Raw genomic sequence first — 16,618 nt, forward strand, 5'->3', positions numbered from 1 at the left:
AAATCAATGCGCCCACCTTCATTCACTGAAGCGCCATCCGCCCATTCCCATTGCTTTTTCCTACACCGGCATCCCTTGGCAAGCCCCTTGCTCTAAACACCGCACCGTTCATTGCTGGAAGCACTCCGATGCTGGTGATTCATCGCAGAATCGACATTCAATCCTGCTGGGATGCAGAGCTGCACCTGACTTTCGACGCCCGCAGCAAAAGCCGCCTGCGCTGTTTCAGTGCCGAGGGTGAAGATGTGGGGTTGTTTTTGGAACGGGGCCAGCCACCGCTGTACGACGGCGAATGCCTGCAGGCCGAGGACGGTCGTGTCGTGCGGGTGTGCGCTCGTCCCGAACAGTTGCTGCATGTCACCTGCACCAACGCCTTCGAATTGACCCGGGCGGCTTATCACCTGGGCAACCGTCATGTCGCCCTGCAAGTGGGGGATGGCTGGCTGCGCCTGCTGGACGACTACGTGCTCAAGGCGATGCTCGAACAACTGGGTGCCCGCGCCGAATCCATCGAAGCGCCGTTCCAGCCCGAACATGGCGCCTACGGCGGCGGCCATCATCATTCGCGACACGGCGACGAGGATTTCAATTACGCGCCGCGCCTGCATCAGTTCGGCGTGCGTCCATGAATCCGGCCTGGGCGCTGCTGCGTCTGGCCAGCCCGCAATTGCCGATCGGCGGCTACAGCTATTCCCAGGGCCTGGAAATGGCAGTGGACAACGGCTGGATCAAGCATCCCGATGATGCGCGTCGCTGGATCGGCGATCAATTGCTGCTGAACCTGGCACGCTTCGAGGCCCCCTTGCTACTGGCACACTGCACAGCCGCCGCGGCCGACGATTGGGATGCCCTGCGGCAACACTGTGAAACCCATCGCGCCAGCCGGGAAACCCGCGAGCTGCACCAGGAAAGCCGGCAGATGGGGTATTCGCTGCAACAACTGCTGGGCGGCCTGCCGGAACTCGACGTCGCGGCCCAGGGTTTCTTCGAACAATGCACCGAGCCACACCTGGCACTGGCCTGGGCCCTGGCGGCCCGCGCCTGGCACATCACCCCCCAGGATGCCCTCGCCGCCTGGCTATGGAGCTGGCTGGAAAACCAGCTGGCGGTGCTGATGAAAACCCTGCCCCTGGGCCAGCAAGCGGCCCAGCGCCTGACCAGCGAACTGCTGCCGCTGTTGCAACAGGCCCAGCACAACGCATCGAACATCGACCCCGAGCACTACGGCAGCGCCGCGTTTGGCCTGTCCCTGGCGTGCATGGCCCATGAGCGCCAGTACAGCCGTCTGTTCCGTTCCTAGGAGACCCACATGAATACACAACCTTTGCGCGTCGGTATCGGCGGCCCGGTCGGTTCCGGCAAAACCGCGCTGACCCTGGCCCTGTGCCTGGCCCTGCGCGAACGCTACAACCTGGCAGTGGTCACCAACGACATCTACACCCGCGAAGATGCCGATTTCCTGGTGCGCAACCAGGCCCTGGCGCCGGAGCGAATCATTGGCGTGGAGACCGGCGGTTGCCCCCATACCGCCATCCGCGAGGATGCGTCGATCAACCTGGAAGCGGTGGACCAGCTGAACCGACGCTTCCCCGGGCTGGACCTGATCCTGGTGGAATCCGGCGGCGACAACCTCTCGGCCACCTTCAGCCCGGAGCTGTCGGACCTGACCCTCTATGTGATCGACGTATCGGCTGGCGACAAACTGCCGCGCAAGGGCGGGCCGGGCATCTGCAAATCCGATTTGCTGGTGATCAACAAGATCGACCTGGCACCGCTGGTGGGGGCATCCCTGGAAATGATGGACAGCGACACCCGGCGGATGCGCAACGGCAAGCCCTTCGTCTTCAGCAACCAGAAAACCGGCCAGGGCCTGGACGAAATCATCGCCTTCATCGAGCGCCAGGGCCTGCTGACAGCCGCCTGACAGCCGGAACTCCCGCCTTTTCCACAATCAACAAGGAAGCTTATCCATGACACTCAAACGCCTCTTTGGCGCCCTGGCCCTGCTGCTGACTCCGGCCCTGGCATTCGCCCACCCCGGCCACGGCGACAATGGCCTGACCGCCGGCCTCGGCCATCCCATCGGCGGGCTCGACCATTTGCTGGCGATGCTGGCGGTCGGTTTGTGGGCTGCGCAACAACAAGGCGCCGCGCGCTGGGCATTGCCATGCACCTTCGTCGGTACGATGCTGCTTGGCGGCCTGCTGGGCTTTGAAGGCCTGGACCTGCCGGCGCTGGAAAGCGGCATCGCCGCCTCGGTGCTCGCCCTGGGCCTGGCCGTGGCACTGGCGGTGCGTCCGCCGCTGGGCCTGGCGGTCGGTGCAACCGCCCTGTTTGCGCTGTTCCATGGCATCGCCCATGGCTTGGAATTGCCGGACATGTCGACCCCGTGGGCTTATGCGACAGGCTTTGTCGCAGCCACGGCGGCGCTGCATGGTGCAGGTTTCGCGCTGGTGCGGGTGTTGCCTCGGGCAGCGGCGCCGTTGATTCGATTGGCCGGGGCAGCTTCGGCGGCGACTGGGGTTTGGTTGCTGGCGGGCTGATTCTTTAGCGCCTGCCAGGCCGTCATCGCGCGCTTGCTCGCGATGACGGACTTGCAGGCGCCATCTCTCTGGAGTCGGTCACTCTGCTACCATGTCGCGCAATCGCCCCCAGCCGTGACGACTTCCACCGATGCCTGATGCTTCCCGCCCCGCTCCCCAGCCTGAATTGATCGCCCTGTTCGCAACAGTGCGTCAGCATTTTCACGACGTGATCGTGCCGATGTGGCAAGGCCCGGGTTGGAACGCCGAACTGGCACTGCCCTATGAAGCCCTGGATGCCGGACATGCGCCGCTGCCACCCCAGCGCTACCGCGCCATGGCCTGTGCGCGACAGTTGTATGTGTTCTCCAGTCTGATGGGCGAGGTGCCAGGCGCCGCAGAACGTGCCTCTGCACTGTTTCGCTCGTTGCAGCGGCACTTCCACGATGCCGAACACGGCGGCTGGTTCTACAGCATCGACCCGCAAGGCGCGCCGCTGGATTCAACCAAGGACCTCTACACCCACGCCTTCATCCTTTTCGCCTGTGCCCATTACTGGGCCAAGGTTCGCGAGCCGCTGGTGGAGTCGGTACTCAACGCCGCCCTGCAAGTCATCGCCCAGCGCTTCGCCAGCCACGACGGGCTCTATGAGGCCAGCCTCGGGCGCGACTGGTCCGAGCTCGGAACAGGCCCCCTGCAGAACCCCCTGATGCATCTGGCCGAAGCGTTCCTCGCCGTGCTTTCTGTGCGTGACGACGCCACTGTCCGACAGGCATTGCTGGCGTTGTGTGATGGGATGTCCGAGCGTTTCATTGACCCGCAGCAGCGCGTCATGATGGAGAAGCCCCTCGGGGCTGTGGATAACTGGTACGAGCCGGGCCACCAGTTCGAATGGTATTACCTGCTGGCCTCGTCGCCCTTGTTGCGTGGCGGCACGTTGCACACGGCCCTGGAGCACAGCTTCGATCAGAGCGAACGACAGGGCGTGGACATGAAATCCGGGGCGGTGTGCGCCATGCTCGACCCGCAACCGCAAGCGACGCCACGGGACGCGACCCAACGCATCTGGGCCCAGGCCGAATACCTGCGGGCACTCACGTTACGCCCGGGGAACCAGGGGGCTTTGCTGCGTCAGTTGCAGGCGTTGCAGCAACATTTCCTGCATAACAGAGGCTGGAACGAATGCCTGGACGCCGACGGCGTCGTCAGCCGTCGGGACATGCCCTCCACCACGCCGTATCACCTGCTGACCTGCTATCGCGGACTTGCCGAGTACCTGGCATAGCGCCTCTGTGGCGAGGGATCTAGCGAAACGTCGCACCGCTCGCAGGGCTGCGCAGCAGCCCTGAAAAAGATAGATCGCAGGCTCAGGTCTTAGGCTCTGCACGAAATTGCTTTAAACGCAGGTTGGGCAAGGCAAAAACCGGCGAGGAAGCGGAGTTGACTGGCTGTCAATGAGCATTCCGAGCCGGTTTTTAACGCCGCATAACCAAGTTCCAAACAATTTCGTACATAGCCTAGGGGAACTACGCTCAGCTACGGGGATACCCCCTCGCCACAGAATCTCCCGCTACGCCTTGTTTCGCTCGATGGCGAATCCGGCCCAGGTCTGGCTCACCGGCATCAGCTCCAGGCTGTTGATGTTGATGTGCGCCGGGACATTGAGCACCCAGAAGATGGTTTGCGCGATGTCCTGTGGCTGGATCGGCTCGGCGCCGGCGTAAGTCGCGTTGTAACGCTCCTGATCGCCACCGAAGCGCACCAGGGAAAACTCGCTTTCACACAGGCCTGGCTCGATATTACTCACTCGCACACCGGTGCCTTGCAGATCGCAGCGCAGGTTCAGCGAGAACTGTTTGACGAACGCCTTGCTCGCGCCATACACGTGACTGCCCGGGTATGGATAGTTACCGGCGATGGAGCCCAGGTTGATGATCCCCGCGCCACGACCGTGGGCGATCAGGCGCGGCAACAGCAGGCGAGTGCTGTAGATCAGGCCCTTCACATTGGTATCGACCATCGTGTCCCAATCATCGAGGTCGCACTTGGGCGCCGGGTCGACGCCCAGGGCCAGGCCGGCGTTGTTGATCAGCCCTCGCAGGGTGGCGAAGGACGGGGGAAGATTGGCGATGGCTTCCTCCATGGCCTTGCGGTCACGCACATCCAGCACCAGGCCATGCACTTCGGTCTGCTTCGACAATTCGGCACACAGGGCATTGAGGCGCTCTTCACGACGACCGGTCAGCACCAGTTTCCAGCCGGCCTCGGCGAAACGACGGGCACAGGCTTCACCAAAACCGGACGTGGCGCCGGTGATAAACAGGGTGTTGGACATCGTGTTCTCCTTGCTAAGGCCAATGGATGAAATGGGTCCATAGGATGCCCGGCCTGATGAGGAGCGGCAACTGAACGCCGCTCATGTTCTTCCTCGGCGCACTGCTCAAAAAACAACCAACCGGCTACAAGCCTTGCAGGACAAGCGATGCAGCAGATTGCCCGCACCTTATCCACAGGCACGTCCACAGTAATCGGGGGCAAGTACAAACGCTGCAGGCCGCTGTGCATAAGGCTTTGCGGGACATCTGGAAAATTTTTTCCCTTGACCCTGCGACGCAGGTTGTGCACATCAGGTTATCTGCTATAAGCAGGCACAAGGATAGGCGATGGCTCGAAGCCAGTAACGACGGCCCTCAGCGCAGTCTTTCCAGTGTTTAATCACAGAGTTATCCACAGGCTTGCCCACCGATTTTCCGAACGCTTTGCGAGGCTACAAAAGTGTTGACAATAGCCAATGACTCTAAGCAAAAAATCCCTGATCAAAAAACAATCACACGTCTGCAAGCCACGTAAACAAAGGCTTTCAGACAGCTACTCCCACGTTACCCACAGCCAGTTCCACAGCAAACGGGGACAAGTCAAAACCGTGACAAAACAACTGTTTGCGGCGACTTTATGTCGCGGTTTGGCAAGCCTTCAGGATTGTTGTCCACAATTCCCGCCATGGCCCAAAACCCCGTGGGAGCGAGCTTGCTCGCGATAGCGGTCTACCTGTCATTTCTGTATTGAATGTGCCGCCGTCATCGCGAGCAAGGATGGGTGCATTGTGAAGGGATAAAAAAACCGGCGATCACTCGCCGGTTCCTGTTACAGCAACAGCAGCCTCAATGCCCGCCCAGGTAGGCGTTGCGCACTTCCTCGTTGGCGAGCAATTCCTTGCCGGTGCCGGTCATGCGGATTTCGCCGTTGACCATGACATAGGCCCGATCCGACAGCCTCAGCGCGTGGTTGGCGTTCTGCTCCACCAGGAATATGGTCATGCCGGTGGACGCCAGTTCACGCAGGGTGGCGAAGATCTGCTTCACCACGATCGGCGCCAACCCCAGGCTCGGCTCATCGAGCAGCAGCAACTTCGGCCGGCTCATCAACGCCCGGGCAATGGCGAGCATTTGCTGCTCGCCACCGGACATGGTCATGGCCCGCTGGTTGCGCCGCTCCTTGAGCCGGGGAAACAGCTCGAACATGCGCTGCATGTCTTCGCTGGCGAACTTGTCACCGATGGGAATGGTGCCCATCAGCAGGTTTTCCTCGACGGTCATGTCGGGGAATACCCGCCGCCCTTCCGGCGACTGGGCGATGCCGTTGGAGGCGATGTAGTGGGACGACTTGTGCGTGATGTCCACGCCCCGGTAAACGATCTGCCCACTCGCCGCCCGCGGCTGGCCGAAGATCGACATCAGCAGTGTGGACTTGCCGGCGCCGTTGGAGCCGATCAGGCTCACGGTCTCGCCTTCGCCAATGTGCAGCGAGACTTTCTTCAGGGCCTGGATCGGTCCGTAGAAAACGTCCAGCTCCTTGAGCTCGAGGATAGGTCCACTCATACCAGCTCCTCTTCATCGGCACCCAGGTAGGCCGCGATCACTTTCGGATCGTTGCGGATCGCCTCGGGGCCGCCCTCGGCGATGACGTTGCCGTGGTCCAGCACCACGATGTGGTCGGAAATGCTCATTACCATGCCCATGTCGTGTTCGATCAGCACCACGGTCAGATCGTGCTCGTCGCGCAGCAGCCGGATCATCGCGCTCAGCGCTTCGGTTTCCTGAGGGTTGAGGCCGGCGGCCGGTTCGTCCAGGCAGATGATCTTCGGACGGGTACACATGGCCCGGGCGATTTCCAGACGCCGTTGCTGGCCGTAGGAAAGCTCGCCGGCCAGGCGGTTGGCGCAATCCACCAGGTCCACCACTTCCAGCCAGTAGAACGCGTGATCCAGGGCATCGCTTTCCGCCTTGCGGTAGCCCTTGGTATTGAGAACACCAGCCACCAGGCTGCGGTTGACCCACATGTGCTGGGCCACCAACAGGTTTTCCAGCACCGACATTTCCTTGAACAGGCGAATGTTCTGGAAAGTACGGGCCAGGCCGGCACGGTTCACCAGGTGGGTGCCGCCGAACATCTTGTAATACAGCCGGCTGGCGAAGGCTTTCGGCGACACGAAATCGGTAGGACGGAACGGTTCGCCCAGCAGCTTGATGACGTTGGTATGTTCGCCGCGCACATTGAGTTCGATCTTGCCGCCAGAAGCCTTGTAGAAACCGGTCAGGCAGTTGAACACCGTGGTCTTGCCCGCACCGTTGGGGCCGATCAGGGCGAAGATCGAGTTACGCTTGACTTGCAGGCTGACGTCGCTGAGGGCCTTGATCCCACCGAACTGCATCATCAGGTTTTCAACCTGGAGTACGACTTCACTCATGGCGCTACTCCTTTACGCGGCGTCACACCGGTACGACTGATGCGAATCAGGCCACGAGGCCGCCAGATCATCATCAACACCATCAGCACTCCGAACAGCAGCACGCGGTATTCGGAGAAGCTGCGCAGCAGCTCCGGTGCCACAGTGAGCACGAACGCGGCGATCACCACGCCGACGGTCGAGCCCATGCCCCCCAGGACCACGATCGCCAGGATCAGCGCCGACTCGAAGAAGGTGAACGAAGATGGGTTGACGAAGCCCTGGTAGCTGGCGAAGAACACCCCGGCCAGGCCGGCCGTGGAAGCGCCAATGGTGAACGCCGAGAGCTTGACCAGCACGTGGTTCAACCCCATGGAACGACAGGCGATCTCGTCCTCGCGCAGCGCTTCCCAGGCCCGGCCGACCGGCATGCGGGTCAGGCGATGCTTGATGTAGAGCACCAGCAGCACGGTGATGAACAGCACGATGTAGATGAACAGGAATTTCAGGTTGGGGTTGTAGTCGATGCCGAAGAACTCATGGAAGGGCACCCCTCCCTCCTTCGCCCTGCGGCCGAACTCCAGGCCGAGGAAGGTCGGCGACGGGACCGGCATGCCGTTCGGGCCGCCGGTGAAGGACAGCCAGTTGTTCAGCACCAGACGGATGATCTCGCCGAAGCCCAGGGTCACGATGGCCAGGTAGTCACCGTGCATTCGCAACACCGGGAACCCCAATATGCATCCGGCCAACGCCGCCGCGATGGCCGCCAGCGGCAGCACCGTCCAGAAACCCAGCCCCAGGTACTGATAGCCCAGCGCCAGGCCATAGGCGCCGATGGCGTAGAACGCCACGTAGCCCAGGTCGAGCAAGCCGGCCAGGCCGACCACGATGTTCAGTCCCAGTCCCAGCAAGACGTAGATCAACCCGAGGATGACCACGGTAAGCACGTATTTGTTGGCGAAGAACGGGAACACGATGGCGATCACGATCAGCGCGGGGATGATCCAGCGCAGGCGTGACTTGTAGTCCGGCGGCAGCACATGCACGCCGGAACCCGTGGTCTCGAAACCCTGGAGGATCTTCAGCCCCCGGGGGGTCTGCAGGAAAAGGCTCAGGGCGAAACGCCCGGCCATCACCACGGCCACCAGCCAGCCGACGCGGGCCGGCTGCAAGTTGAAGCTGTAGCCATCGAGCACCACGCCGACAATCGGCCCGAACACGATCAGCGAGATCAGGCCGGCCAGGATCGCGTCGATGACGCTCTGTTTGATATCAAGCGGTTTATTGGCAGCAGACATACTTATACCTTCGCCACGAGTGGGCGACCCAACAGGCCTTGGGGACGGAAAATCAGAATCAGCACCAGCAGCGAGAAACTGAACACGTCTTTGTAGTCGGAGTTGATCAGACCGGAGAACAGCGACTCGGAGATCCCGAGGATGATGCCGCCGAGCATGGCCCCAGGCAGGGAGCCGATGCCGCCGAGTACCGCCGCAGTGAACGCCTTGATGCCGATGATGAAGCCGGCATAGAAGTCGAACGTGCCGTAGTTCATGGTGATCAGCACGCCGGCCAGGGCCGCCATGGCTGCACCGATGATGAACACGTAGGAAATCACCCGGTCGGTATTGATCCCCAGGATGGAGGCCATCTTGCGGTCTTGCTGGGTGGCGCGGCACATGCGGCCGAGCTTGGTGTACTTGATGATGTAGGTCAGCAAGGCCATCCCGGCGAAAGCCGCCACCAGGATGAAGATCTTGGTGTAGGTGAGCTGGACGAAGCCGGTGCCGATATCCACGCGCATGGCGCCTTCGAGCAGTGTTGGCACGCCCTGTTGGCGGGCGCCCTGGCTGATCTGTGCATAGTTCTGCAGGATCAGCGAAATACCGATGGCACTGATCAACGGTGCCAGCCGGGTGGAGTTGCGCAGGGGTTTGTAGGCGACGCGTTCGATGACCCAGCCGTATACCCCGGTGACCACGATCGTGAACACGAGAGTGCCAAGGATCATTAGCGGGAAGGATTCGATACCGAAGTAAGCCAGCAGAGCCAGACTGATTGCCGCGAGGTAAGCGGAAATCATGTAAACCTCGCCGTGGGCGAAGTTGATCATGCCGATGATGCCATAGACCATTGTGTAGCCGATGGCGATCAGACCATAGACCGACCCGAGGGTCAGGCCGTTGATCAGTTGCTGCAGGAAAATACCATCCATAACGCAATCTCACGCAGTGAGAACCTGCACACCCTTGGGGCGTGCGGTTCTTCTAAGGAAAATACAGATTTACGTCGGAGCGATGTCAGGCGCGACCGGCGAGCGCCTTGGGAACCGGGACGAACCCGTGCCCAAGGAAGCCTGGACGGCCGCTTGAGTCCTTACTTCTGTTTTTCCAACTGGTGATACTTGCCGTTCTTGTCCCACTGGTAGACCACGTAGTCGGAGACTTTCAGGTCGCCCTTGCTGTCCCACTCCTTCTTGCCCATCACGGTCTGGACCGGATTGGCCTTGAGCCACTTGGACGCATCTTCGCCCTTGTTGGACTTGGCACCGTTGAAGCCGGCAGCCAGGGTCTGGACCGAAGCATAGGCGTACAGGGTGTAGCCCTCAGGTTCCGTGCCCTTGGCACGGAACGCATCCACCACGGCCTTGCTGTCCGGCAGCAGGCGCGGGTCGGCACCGAAGGTCATGTAGACGCCGTCGACGTATTGCGCGCCGCCAGCGGTGGTGACCAGTTCGTCGGTCACGATGCCGTCGTCGGACATGAATTTCACGTCCTTGAGGCCTTGTTCGCGCAGTTGGCGAACCAGTGGACCGGCTTCCGGGTGCAGGCCGCCGAAGTAGACCACGTCGGCACCGGCCGAGCGGATCTTGGTAACCACGGCGCTGAAGTCTTTTTCGCCGCGGGTCAGGCCTTCGTACAGCACCGGGGTCACGCCACGCTTGGCCAGCTGGGCCTTGGTGGCATCCGCCAGGCCTTGGCCATAGGTGTCCTTGTCGTGCAGGACAACGACTTTCTTGCCCTTGAGCACGTCGACGATGTAGTCACCGGCCACGATACCCTGCTGGTCGTCACGACCGCACATGCGGAACATCGCGCTCAGGCCCCGCTCGGTGACCTGTGGGTTGGTGGAACCCGGGGTAATGGCGATGACGCCGGCTTCATCGTAGACCTCGGAGGCCGGGATGGTGGACGAAGAGCAGAAGTGACCGACCACGCCGGCGACTTTCTCCTGGTCTACCAGGCGGTTGGCCACGGCCACGGCCTGCTTCGGTTCGCACGCATCGTCACCGGCCACCAGCACGATCTTCTCGCCGTTCACGCCGCCCTTGGCGTTGATCTCGTCCGCCGCTGCCTGAGCCCCTTTCATGTATTGCTCGCCAAATGCGGCGTTGGCGCCAGTCATGGGACCCGCTACGCCGATCTTGATGTCGGCCTGAGCAAACGCAGAAACACCCATCGCAGTAGCGACTGCGAGGGCCAGAAAGCCTTTCTTGTAAAACGTCTGGGACATGAGGTGGTGCTCCAAGGTTTTTTTAGTTGGCACTGCGACTTCACATAGAAGCTCTGAGCAAGGGCCGTGCCATCGGTTTTTTATTCTTCAAAAAGTCGCTGCTTTATTGTTATTTCGACTGTTTCGGGCCCTTTTTCACAGGGCGTGCAACCGTCTAAACCGCACAAGGTGCAACCTTCGATTCAAATGAGTACAACCCTCCCTGAGCCATCATTGCAACCAGTGCGCGAAACGACGTGCAACCTGCCTGTAACAACCTGCGTCACCGAACTGCACACTACCGGTGCGCGTTTGCTACAACCCGCACCATAACAGGCTAGACCCTGCGCCGGAAAACGCCGGGCTGTGCAACACTTTTCAACACTCAAATGACGATCCGCAGGCACTGGCCCGCGTGATACAGGGAGAATCCCGCCTCGTACAGGCAACTGCGCAAGCCTGCGCCAGTCACCGGCTGCATGGGTGCGAACGGAATCGGCAGTGCCTTCGCATCGCCGTGGCACAGGTAGTCGGCGAAGGCTTTGCCCACCACCGTACCGGTGGTCACGCCCCGACCGTTGTAACCGGTGACAGCCACGAGGCCGGGAGCCGGCTCGAACAGACGCATCAGGTGGTCAGGCGTGAAGGCTATGCAGCCGGTCCAGGTGCACTCCCACTCCACCGACTTGAGGTAAGGGAAATAATATTGCTGGACCCGGTCGGCCCAGGCCTTGAGAAACCAGGCAGGCTTGCGATTGCCATTACCCAGGCTGCCCAGCAGCAGGCGACCGTCCTTGTCCCGGCGAATACTGCTCAACACCTGGCGGGTATCCCAAGACCCCTGGCCGCCCGGCAATATGCGAGCAGCCGCCTCGTCAGCCAGTGGAACAGAAGCGACCTGGTAGTAATAACCGGGGAAGAAATTGCGCCGCAGCGCAGTCCAGTCGCCCTCGGTGTAGGCGTTGGAGGCGATCACCACCTGCTCGGCCAGGACGCAGCCCTTGGCGGTCTGCACCGACCAGCGCTGGCCCTGGCGTTCCAGGCGTGTCACCGGCGAATGGTCGAACAGCCGGCCGCCCAGGTCCGTGGCGGCCTTGGCCAATCCGCTGGTGTAGGCCATCGGATTGAGTGTGCCGGCGCGGCGGTCGAGCAGTGCCGCGGCGATCCTGGAAGTACCGGTGGCTTGCACACAGGCCTCGCCGGTAAGCAATTGCACCGGGGCGCCACGACGCTTCCATTGCGCCTCGCGACTACGCAGGTCAGCCTCGCCCCGGGCGTTATGGGCCATGTGCAAGGTGCCTTCACGGCGCAATTGGCAATCGATGCCATATTTGTCGACAAGACTGAACACCAGGGCCGGCGCCGCCCCCAGCATGCGGTTGAGCTGGCTGCCCACCGCTTCGCCGAACCCGGCTTCGATATCGTCCGGCGGGATCCACAGGCCGGCATTCACCAGCCCGACGTTGCGCCCCGAACCGCCCTGCCCGGCCCGGTGGGCTTCCAGCACCGCGACGCGCTTGCCCTGCTCCAGCAAATGCACCGCCGCCGACAACCCCGTGAAACCTGCACCGATGACACAGACGTCGGCGCTGATTTCGCCAGTGAGCGAGGGGTGCTCAGGTCTTTGCGGCGTCAGTTTTTCCCATAGACATTCTTCGCGTAACGGCATTGCCAGACTCCGGAAATGAAACCCAACCATCACACTATTCAGTGTGGGAGCGAGCTTGCTCGCGATAGCGATTCCCCAGTCATTCCCCTGTTGAATGTGCCGCCGTCATCGCCAGCAAGCTCGCTCCCACGAGGGACCTTCACGAATCGAAGATCCGGCCCAGGCGACCTCAGTCGAAAGTGATCCCCTGCGCCAGGGGCAACTCCAGCGAGTAGTTCACCGTATTGGTCTGGCGGCGCATATAGGCACGCCAGGCGTCGGAACCGGATTCGCGGCCACCGCCGGTTTCTTTCTCGCCGCCGAAGGCCCCGCCGATTTCCGCACCGCTCGGGCCGATGTTGACGTTGGCGATGCCGCAGTCGCTGCCCACGGCCGACATGAACTGCTCGGCTTCACGCACATCGGTGGTGAAAATGCAGGACGACAGGCCCTGGGGCACGGCATTGTTCAGGTGCAGCGCCTCGGCGAAGTCCTTGTAGCCGACCACGTACAGGATCGGCGCGAAGGTCTCGTGGCGAACCACATCGCTCTGTTCCGGCATCTCGACGATGGCCGGGGACACGTAGTAGGCATCCGGGAACTGGTCTTCGAGCTGGCGCTCGCCGCCAAACACCCGGCCTCCCTCGCTCAACGCCTGTTCCAGTGCATCCTGCATGTTGTCGAAGCTTTGCTTGTCGATCAGCGGCCCCACGAGGTTGCCTTCCAGCGGATGGCCGATGCGGACCTTCGAATAGGCGGCCTTGAGGCGGGTGACGATTTCCTCTTTCACCGATTCGTGGGCGATCAGCCGGCGCAGAGTCGTGCACCGCTGGCCGGCGGTGCCGACAGCGCTGAACAGGATCGCACGTACCGCCATGTCCAGGTCGGCGCTCGGGGCGAGGATCATGGCGTTGTTACCGCCCAGTTCCAGGATGCTGCGGGCGAAACGCGCCGCGACTTTTGGCGCCACTTCCCGGCCCATGCGAGTGCTGCCGGTGGCGCTGATCAGCGCCACGCGAGGATCGTCCACCAGTGCTTCACCGGCATCGCGGCCGCCGATGATCACCTGGCTCAGGTAGGGTGGCGCATCGCTGAAGTTCTTCAGCACGCGCTCGAACAGCGCCTGGCAAGCCAGGGCGGTGAGCGGGGTCTTTTCCGAAGGCTTCCAGATCACCGGGTTGCCGCAGACCAGCGCCAGCGTGGTGTTCCAGGCCCAGACGGCCACAGGAAAGTTGAAGGCGCTGATGACGCCGACCACGCCCAGTGGATGCCAGGTCTCGCGCATGTGGTGGCCCGGACGCTCGGAAGCGATGGTCAGGCCATACAACTGCCGGGACAGGCCGACGGCGAAGTCGCAGATGTCGATCATCTCCTGCACTTCGCCCAGGCCTTCCTGGGTGATCTTGCCGGCTTCCCAGGACACCAGTTCGCCGAGATCGGCCTTGTACTCACGCAACAGGTCGCCGAACTGACGCACCAGTTCGCCGCGACGCGGGGCGGGCACCTGGCGCCACAGGTCGAAGGCATGCTGGGCGCGGCTGACCTGCTGCTCGACTTCGGCGGCGCCTTCCCAATTCACGGCGCCGATGCGACTGCCGTCGATGGGCGAACGCACCGCCTGCGTGCCGTTCTGGTACAGGGCCGGGGCGACGCCCAGGCGATCGAGCAATGCAGCAACCATGATTAATTCCTCAAGCGAAAGACAAAGGATTGGCAGCCGGATTTCCGACTGAACAGACCTGTAGTTGTAGCTGGCCCGAGACTTGCCAACAAACGACCTTTAAGCGAGATATCATTCCGTTTATTCATGCTGCCCGTCACGGGACATACCGAGCGACAGGAAACAAGGCCTCATCATGCTCAACAAACGCTATTTGCCGTCGATCACGGCGCTGCAGTGCTTCGAAGCAGTGACTCGCCACCTGAGTTTCACCCGGGCCGCCGAAGAACTCCACCTGACCCAGAGCGCCGTCAGCAAACAGGTCGCGCAACTCGAGGAGTTGCTGCAGCACCTGCTGTTTCGCCGCGTGCGCCGCCGCCTGCAACTGACGCCGGCGGGCGACCTGTACCTGGGGGAGGTACGCAAGATCCTTTCCCAGGTGGAGATGTCCACCCATTACCTGCGCTCCTATGGCGGCGATACCGAGGTGCTCAGGGTCTCGGCCCCTCCGACCTTCGGCGCCCGCTGGCTGGTCCCACGGCTCAAGGGCTGGCGCCTGCGGCATCCGAAGATTCATCTGGACGTCTGCAGCGAACAGGAGGCCGATGACCTGCTGCAGGGACGCAGCGACCTGGCATTCTATTTCGGCCAGGGCTCGCGGCCCGGTACCGAATCCCTGCGGCTGTTCGACGAGGAGCTGGTGCCGGTCTGCGCACCGTCCAGCCTTCCGGAGAAACCCTTCACCGACCCGACACAACTGGCGGACCTGGTCTTGCTGCAGAATGCCTCGCGACCCCAGGCCTGGCATGACTGGTTCGACAGCCAGGGCTACCACACCGAACACAGCTACCACGGCCCGCGCTTCGAAACCTTCTATATGTGCATCCGCGCGGCCCAGGTTGGTTGCGGCGTAGCCCTGCTGCCACGTTTCCTGGTGGAAGAAGAACTGGCCGACGGCAAGCTGGTCATCCCCTGGGAACATGCCATGCCCAGCACCAGCGCCTACTACCTGGCCTACCCCGAACACTCGGCGGAAGTGCCCAAGGTGAAGTATTTCGTGGAATGGATGCTGGAGCAGCTCGGCAATCCGGGTACGCCGCAATAGCCATTGGCTTGCCCCCGTGGCAAGGGGACTTATTCCCGCCGGACTGCGCAGCAGGCCCAATAATTGATGGGGCGCCAGGCGCCCAGCGGGGATAAATTCCCCCGCCACAGTAGAGAGGCCTTTGCCACAGAAAAATCGGTGACCAAAAATCTCTGGCAATACCCACCCAGGTTATGCGCCACTAACCCACTCATCCCAAACCGCTGCCCGCCGCAGTGACCTGTCTGGAGAACCCTATGAGCGAGAGCGTATTTGCCGATCGCATCGTGCAGAACCTGCTCGACACCGACTTCTACAAACTGACGATGATGCAGGCGGTACTGCACAACTACCCCAACGTTGAAGTCGAATGGGAGTTCCGTTGCCGCAACAGTGAAGACCTGCGCCCGTATCTGGCGGAGATCCGCTTCCAGATCGAACGGCTGGCCGAGTTGAGCCTGAGCGCCGACCAGTTGAGTTTCCTGGAGCGCATCAGCTTCCTCAAGCCGGACTTCCTGCGTTTCCTCGGGCTGTTCCGCTTCAATCTGCGCTACGTGCACACCGGCATCGAAAATGGCGAGCTGTTCATCCGCCTGCGTGGGCCGTGGCTGCACGTGATCCTGTTCGAAGTACCGCTGCTGGCCATCGTCAGCGAAGTGCGCAACCGCTATCGCTACCGCGAAATCATCCTGGAACAGGCCCGGGAGCAGTTGTATCGCAAGTTCGACTGGCTGGCCGCCAACGCCAGCGCGGACGAACTGTGCGAACTGCAAGTGGCCGACTTCGGCACCCGTCGACGGTTTTCCTACCGCACCCAGGAAGAAGTGGTGAACGTGCTCAAGCATGATTTCCCCGGGCGCTTCGTCGGCACCAGCAACGTGCACCTGTCCCGGGAGCTGGACATGAAACCCCTGGGCACCATGGCCCACGAGTGGATCATGGCCCACCAGCAACTCGGCCCGCGACTGATCGACAGCCAGATCGCCGCCCTCGATTGCTGGGTCCGCGAATACCGGGGCCTGCTGGGAATCGCGCTGACGGACTGCATCACCATGGACGCGTTCCTGAACGACTTCGATCTGTTCTTCGCCAAGCTGTTCGATGGCCTGCGCCATGACTCGGGCGACCCGGTACTGTGGGCCGAGAAAGCCATCGCCCATTACCACAAGCTCGGTATCGACCCCATGAGCAAGACGCTGGTGTTCTCCGATAGCCTGACATTGCCCAAGTGCCTGGAGATTTTTCGCGCATTGCGTGGTCGCATCAATGTGAGCTTCGGAATTGGCACCAACCTGACCTGTGACATTCCAGGCGTGGAGCCCATGAGCATCGTGCTTAAAATGATCAGCTGTGACGGGCAACCCGTGGCCAAGATTTCAGACGAGCCCGGCAAGACCCACTGCAAGGATCCGAATTTCGTCGCCTACATGCGACACGTTTTCCAAGTACCTGCCGCCCTTTCTGACACATCAAGCAAGGAGTGAAT

At 61.8% G+C, this 16,618-nt stretch carries 15 protein-coding genes; 7 read left to right on the plus strand and 8 right to left on the minus strand.

Annotated elements, in window-relative coordinates:
* Positions 1-128 precede the first annotated feature (128 nt).
* From ureE to BW992_RS04210, 5 genes are all read left to right on the plus strand, one after another.
* On the plus strand, positions 129-629 hold the full coding sequence (gene ureE, locus BW992_RS04190) for an urease accessory protein UreE (RefSeq protein ID WP_072397876.1): 501 nt from the start codon (positions 129-131) through the stop codon (positions 627-629).
* Complete coding sequence (locus tag BW992_RS04195) at positions 626-1,300, plus strand: urease accessory protein UreF (protein ID WP_076405658.1); 675 nt, start codon at positions 626-628, stop codon at positions 1,298-1,300. Before ureE ends, BW992_RS04195 begins: the two co-directional genes overlap by 4 nt.
* A 9-nt stretch (positions 1,301-1,309) precedes the next feature.
* Positions 1,310-1,924 (plus strand): urease accessory protein UreG, encoded by a 615-nt coding sequence (gene ureG / locus BW992_RS04200; RefSeq protein ID WP_072397878.1) that lies wholly within the window; start codon positions 1,310-1,312, stop codon positions 1,922-1,924.
* Between the two features lie 46 nt (positions 1,925-1,970).
* Positions 1,971-2,543, plus strand: coding sequence for a HupE/UreJ family protein (locus tag BW992_RS04205; RefSeq protein ID WP_072431704.1), 573 nt, complete (start codon positions 1,971-1,973; stop codon positions 2,541-2,543).
* A 130-nt stretch (positions 2,544-2,673) separates the two neighbouring features.
* Positions 2,674-3,807 (plus strand): AGE family epimerase/isomerase, encoded by a 1,134-nt coding sequence (locus tag BW992_RS04210; RefSeq protein WP_076405660.1) that lies wholly within the window; start codon positions 2,674-2,676, stop codon positions 3,805-3,807.
* A 285-nt stretch (positions 3,808-4,092) separates the two neighbouring features.
* Here the strand turns inward: BW992_RS04210 and BW992_RS04215 are convergent, their stop codons facing one another.
* From BW992_RS04215 to amaB, 8 genes are all read right to left on the minus strand, one after another.
* Positions 4,093-4,857 carry an SDR family oxidoreductase gene (locus BW992_RS04215; RefSeq protein WP_072397881.1) on the minus strand — a complete coding sequence of 255 codons (765 nt, stop codon included), beginning with the start codon at positions 4,855-4,857 and terminating at the stop codon, positions 4,093-4,095.
* 826 nt (positions 4,858-5,683) lie between these two features.
* Positions 5,684-6,400, minus strand: a complete 717-nt coding sequence (locus tag BW992_RS04225; protein ID WP_072397882.1) for an ABC transporter ATP-binding protein — start codon at positions 6,398-6,400, stop codon at positions 5,684-5,686.
* On the minus strand, positions 6,397-7,269 hold the full coding sequence (locus BW992_RS04230) for an ATP-binding cassette domain-containing protein (protein WP_072431702.1): 873 nt from the start codon (positions 7,267-7,269) through the stop codon (positions 6,397-6,399). The genes BW992_RS04225 and BW992_RS04230 overlap by 4 nt, the downstream gene beginning before the upstream one ends.
* Positions 7,266-8,546, minus strand: a complete 1,281-nt coding sequence (gene livM, locus BW992_RS04235) for a high-affinity branched-chain amino acid ABC transporter permease LivM (RefSeq protein WP_072397884.1) — start codon at positions 8,544-8,546, stop codon at positions 7,266-7,268. The genes BW992_RS04230 and livM overlap by 4 nt, the downstream gene beginning before the upstream one ends.
* Positions 8,547-8,548: 2 nt before the next feature.
* On the minus strand, positions 8,549-9,463 hold the full coding sequence (locus tag BW992_RS04240) for an ABC transporter permease subunit (protein WP_072397885.1): 915 nt from the start codon (positions 9,461-9,463) through the stop codon (positions 8,549-8,551).
* Between the two features lie 161 nt (positions 9,464-9,624).
* Positions 9,625-10,761, minus strand: a complete 1,137-nt coding sequence (locus BW992_RS04245) for an ABC transporter substrate-binding protein (RefSeq protein WP_072397886.1) — start codon at positions 10,759-10,761, stop codon at positions 9,625-9,627.
* A 364-nt stretch (positions 10,762-11,125) separates the two neighbouring features.
* Complete coding sequence (amaA, locus tag BW992_RS04250) at positions 11,126-12,409, minus strand: L-pipecolate oxidase (protein ID WP_076405662.1); 1,284 nt, start codon at positions 12,407-12,409, stop codon at positions 11,126-11,128.
* Positions 12,410-12,578: 169 nt separating this feature from the next.
* Positions 12,579-14,069 carry an L-piperidine-6-carboxylate dehydrogenase gene (gene amaB, locus BW992_RS04255; protein WP_076405664.1) on the minus strand — a complete coding sequence of 497 codons (1,491 nt, stop codon included), beginning with the start codon at positions 14,067-14,069 and terminating at the stop codon, positions 12,579-12,581.
* Positions 14,070-14,244: 175 nt separating this feature from the next.
* Here amaB and BW992_RS04260 point away from each other — a divergent pair, with 175 nt between their 5' ends.
* Complete coding sequence (locus tag BW992_RS04260; protein ID WP_072397889.1) at positions 14,245-15,153, plus strand: LysR family transcriptional regulator; 909 nt, start codon at positions 14,245-14,247, stop codon at positions 15,151-15,153.
* 236 nt (positions 15,154-15,389) lie between these two features.
* Positions 15,390-16,616: a nicotinate phosphoribosyltransferase gene (pncB, locus tag BW992_RS04265; RefSeq protein ID WP_072431700.1), complete on the plus strand. Its 1,227-nt coding sequence runs from the start codon at positions 15,390-15,392 to the stop codon at positions 16,614-16,616.
* Positions 16,617-16,618 lie beyond the last annotated feature (2 nt).

The sequence above is a fragment of the Pseudomonas sp. 7SR1 genome (assembly GCF_900156465.1).
Taxonomy (GTDB): Bacteria; Pseudomonadota; Gammaproteobacteria; order Pseudomonadales; family Pseudomonadaceae; genus Aquipseudomonas.

Coding starts and splice junctions, on each gene's coding strand:
- ureE (WP_072397876.1), top strand. CDS start 129: ATGCTGGTGATTCATCGCAGAATCGACATTCAATCCTGCTGGGATGCA.
- BW992_RS04195 (WP_076405658.1), top strand. CDS start 626: ATGAATCCGGCCTGGGCGCTGCTGCGTCTGGCCAGCCCGCAATTGCCG.
- ureG (WP_072397878.1), top strand. CDS start 1,310: ATGAATACACAACCTTTGCGCGTCGGTATCGGCGGCCCGGTCGGTTCC.
- BW992_RS04205 (WP_072431704.1), top strand. CDS start 1,971: ATGACACTCAAACGCCTCTTTGGCGCCCTGGCCCTGCTGCTGACTCCG.
- BW992_RS04210 (WP_076405660.1), top strand. CDS start 2,674: ATGCCTGATGCTTCCCGCCCCGCTCCCCAGCCTGAATTGATCGCCCTG.
- BW992_RS04215 (WP_072397881.1), bottom strand. CDS start 4,857: ATGTCCAACACCCTGTTTATCACCGGCGCCACGTCCGGTTTTGGTGAA.
- BW992_RS04225 (WP_072397882.1), bottom strand. CDS start 6,400: ATGAGTGGACCTATCCTCGAGCTCAAGGAGCTGGACGTTTTCTACGGA.
- BW992_RS04230 (WP_072431702.1), bottom strand. CDS start 7,269: ATGAGTGAAGTCGTACTCCAGGTTGAAAACCTGATGATGCAGTTCGGT.
- livM (WP_072397884.1), bottom strand. CDS start 8,546: ATGTCTGCTGCCAATAAACCGCTTGATATCAAACAGAGCGTCATCGAC.
- BW992_RS04240 (WP_072397885.1), bottom strand. CDS start 9,463: ATGGATGGTATTTTCCTGCAGCAACTGATCAACGGCCTGACCCTCGGG.
- BW992_RS04245 (WP_072397886.1), bottom strand. CDS start 10,761: ATGTCCCAGACGTTTTACAAGAAAGGCTTTCTGGCCCTCGCAGTCGCT.
- amaA (WP_076405662.1), bottom strand. CDS start 12,409: ATGCCGTTACGCGAAGAATGTCTATGGGAAAAACTGACGCCGCAAAGA.
- amaB (WP_076405664.1), bottom strand. CDS start 14,069: ATGGTTGCTGCATTGCTCGATCGCCTGGGCGTCGCCCCGGCCCTGTAC.
- BW992_RS04260 (WP_072397889.1), top strand. CDS start 14,245: ATGCTCAACAAACGCTATTTGCCGTCGATCACGGCGCTGCAGTGCTTC.
- pncB (WP_072431700.1), top strand. CDS start 15,390: ATGAGCGAGAGCGTATTTGCCGATCGCATCGTGCAGAACCTGCTCGAC.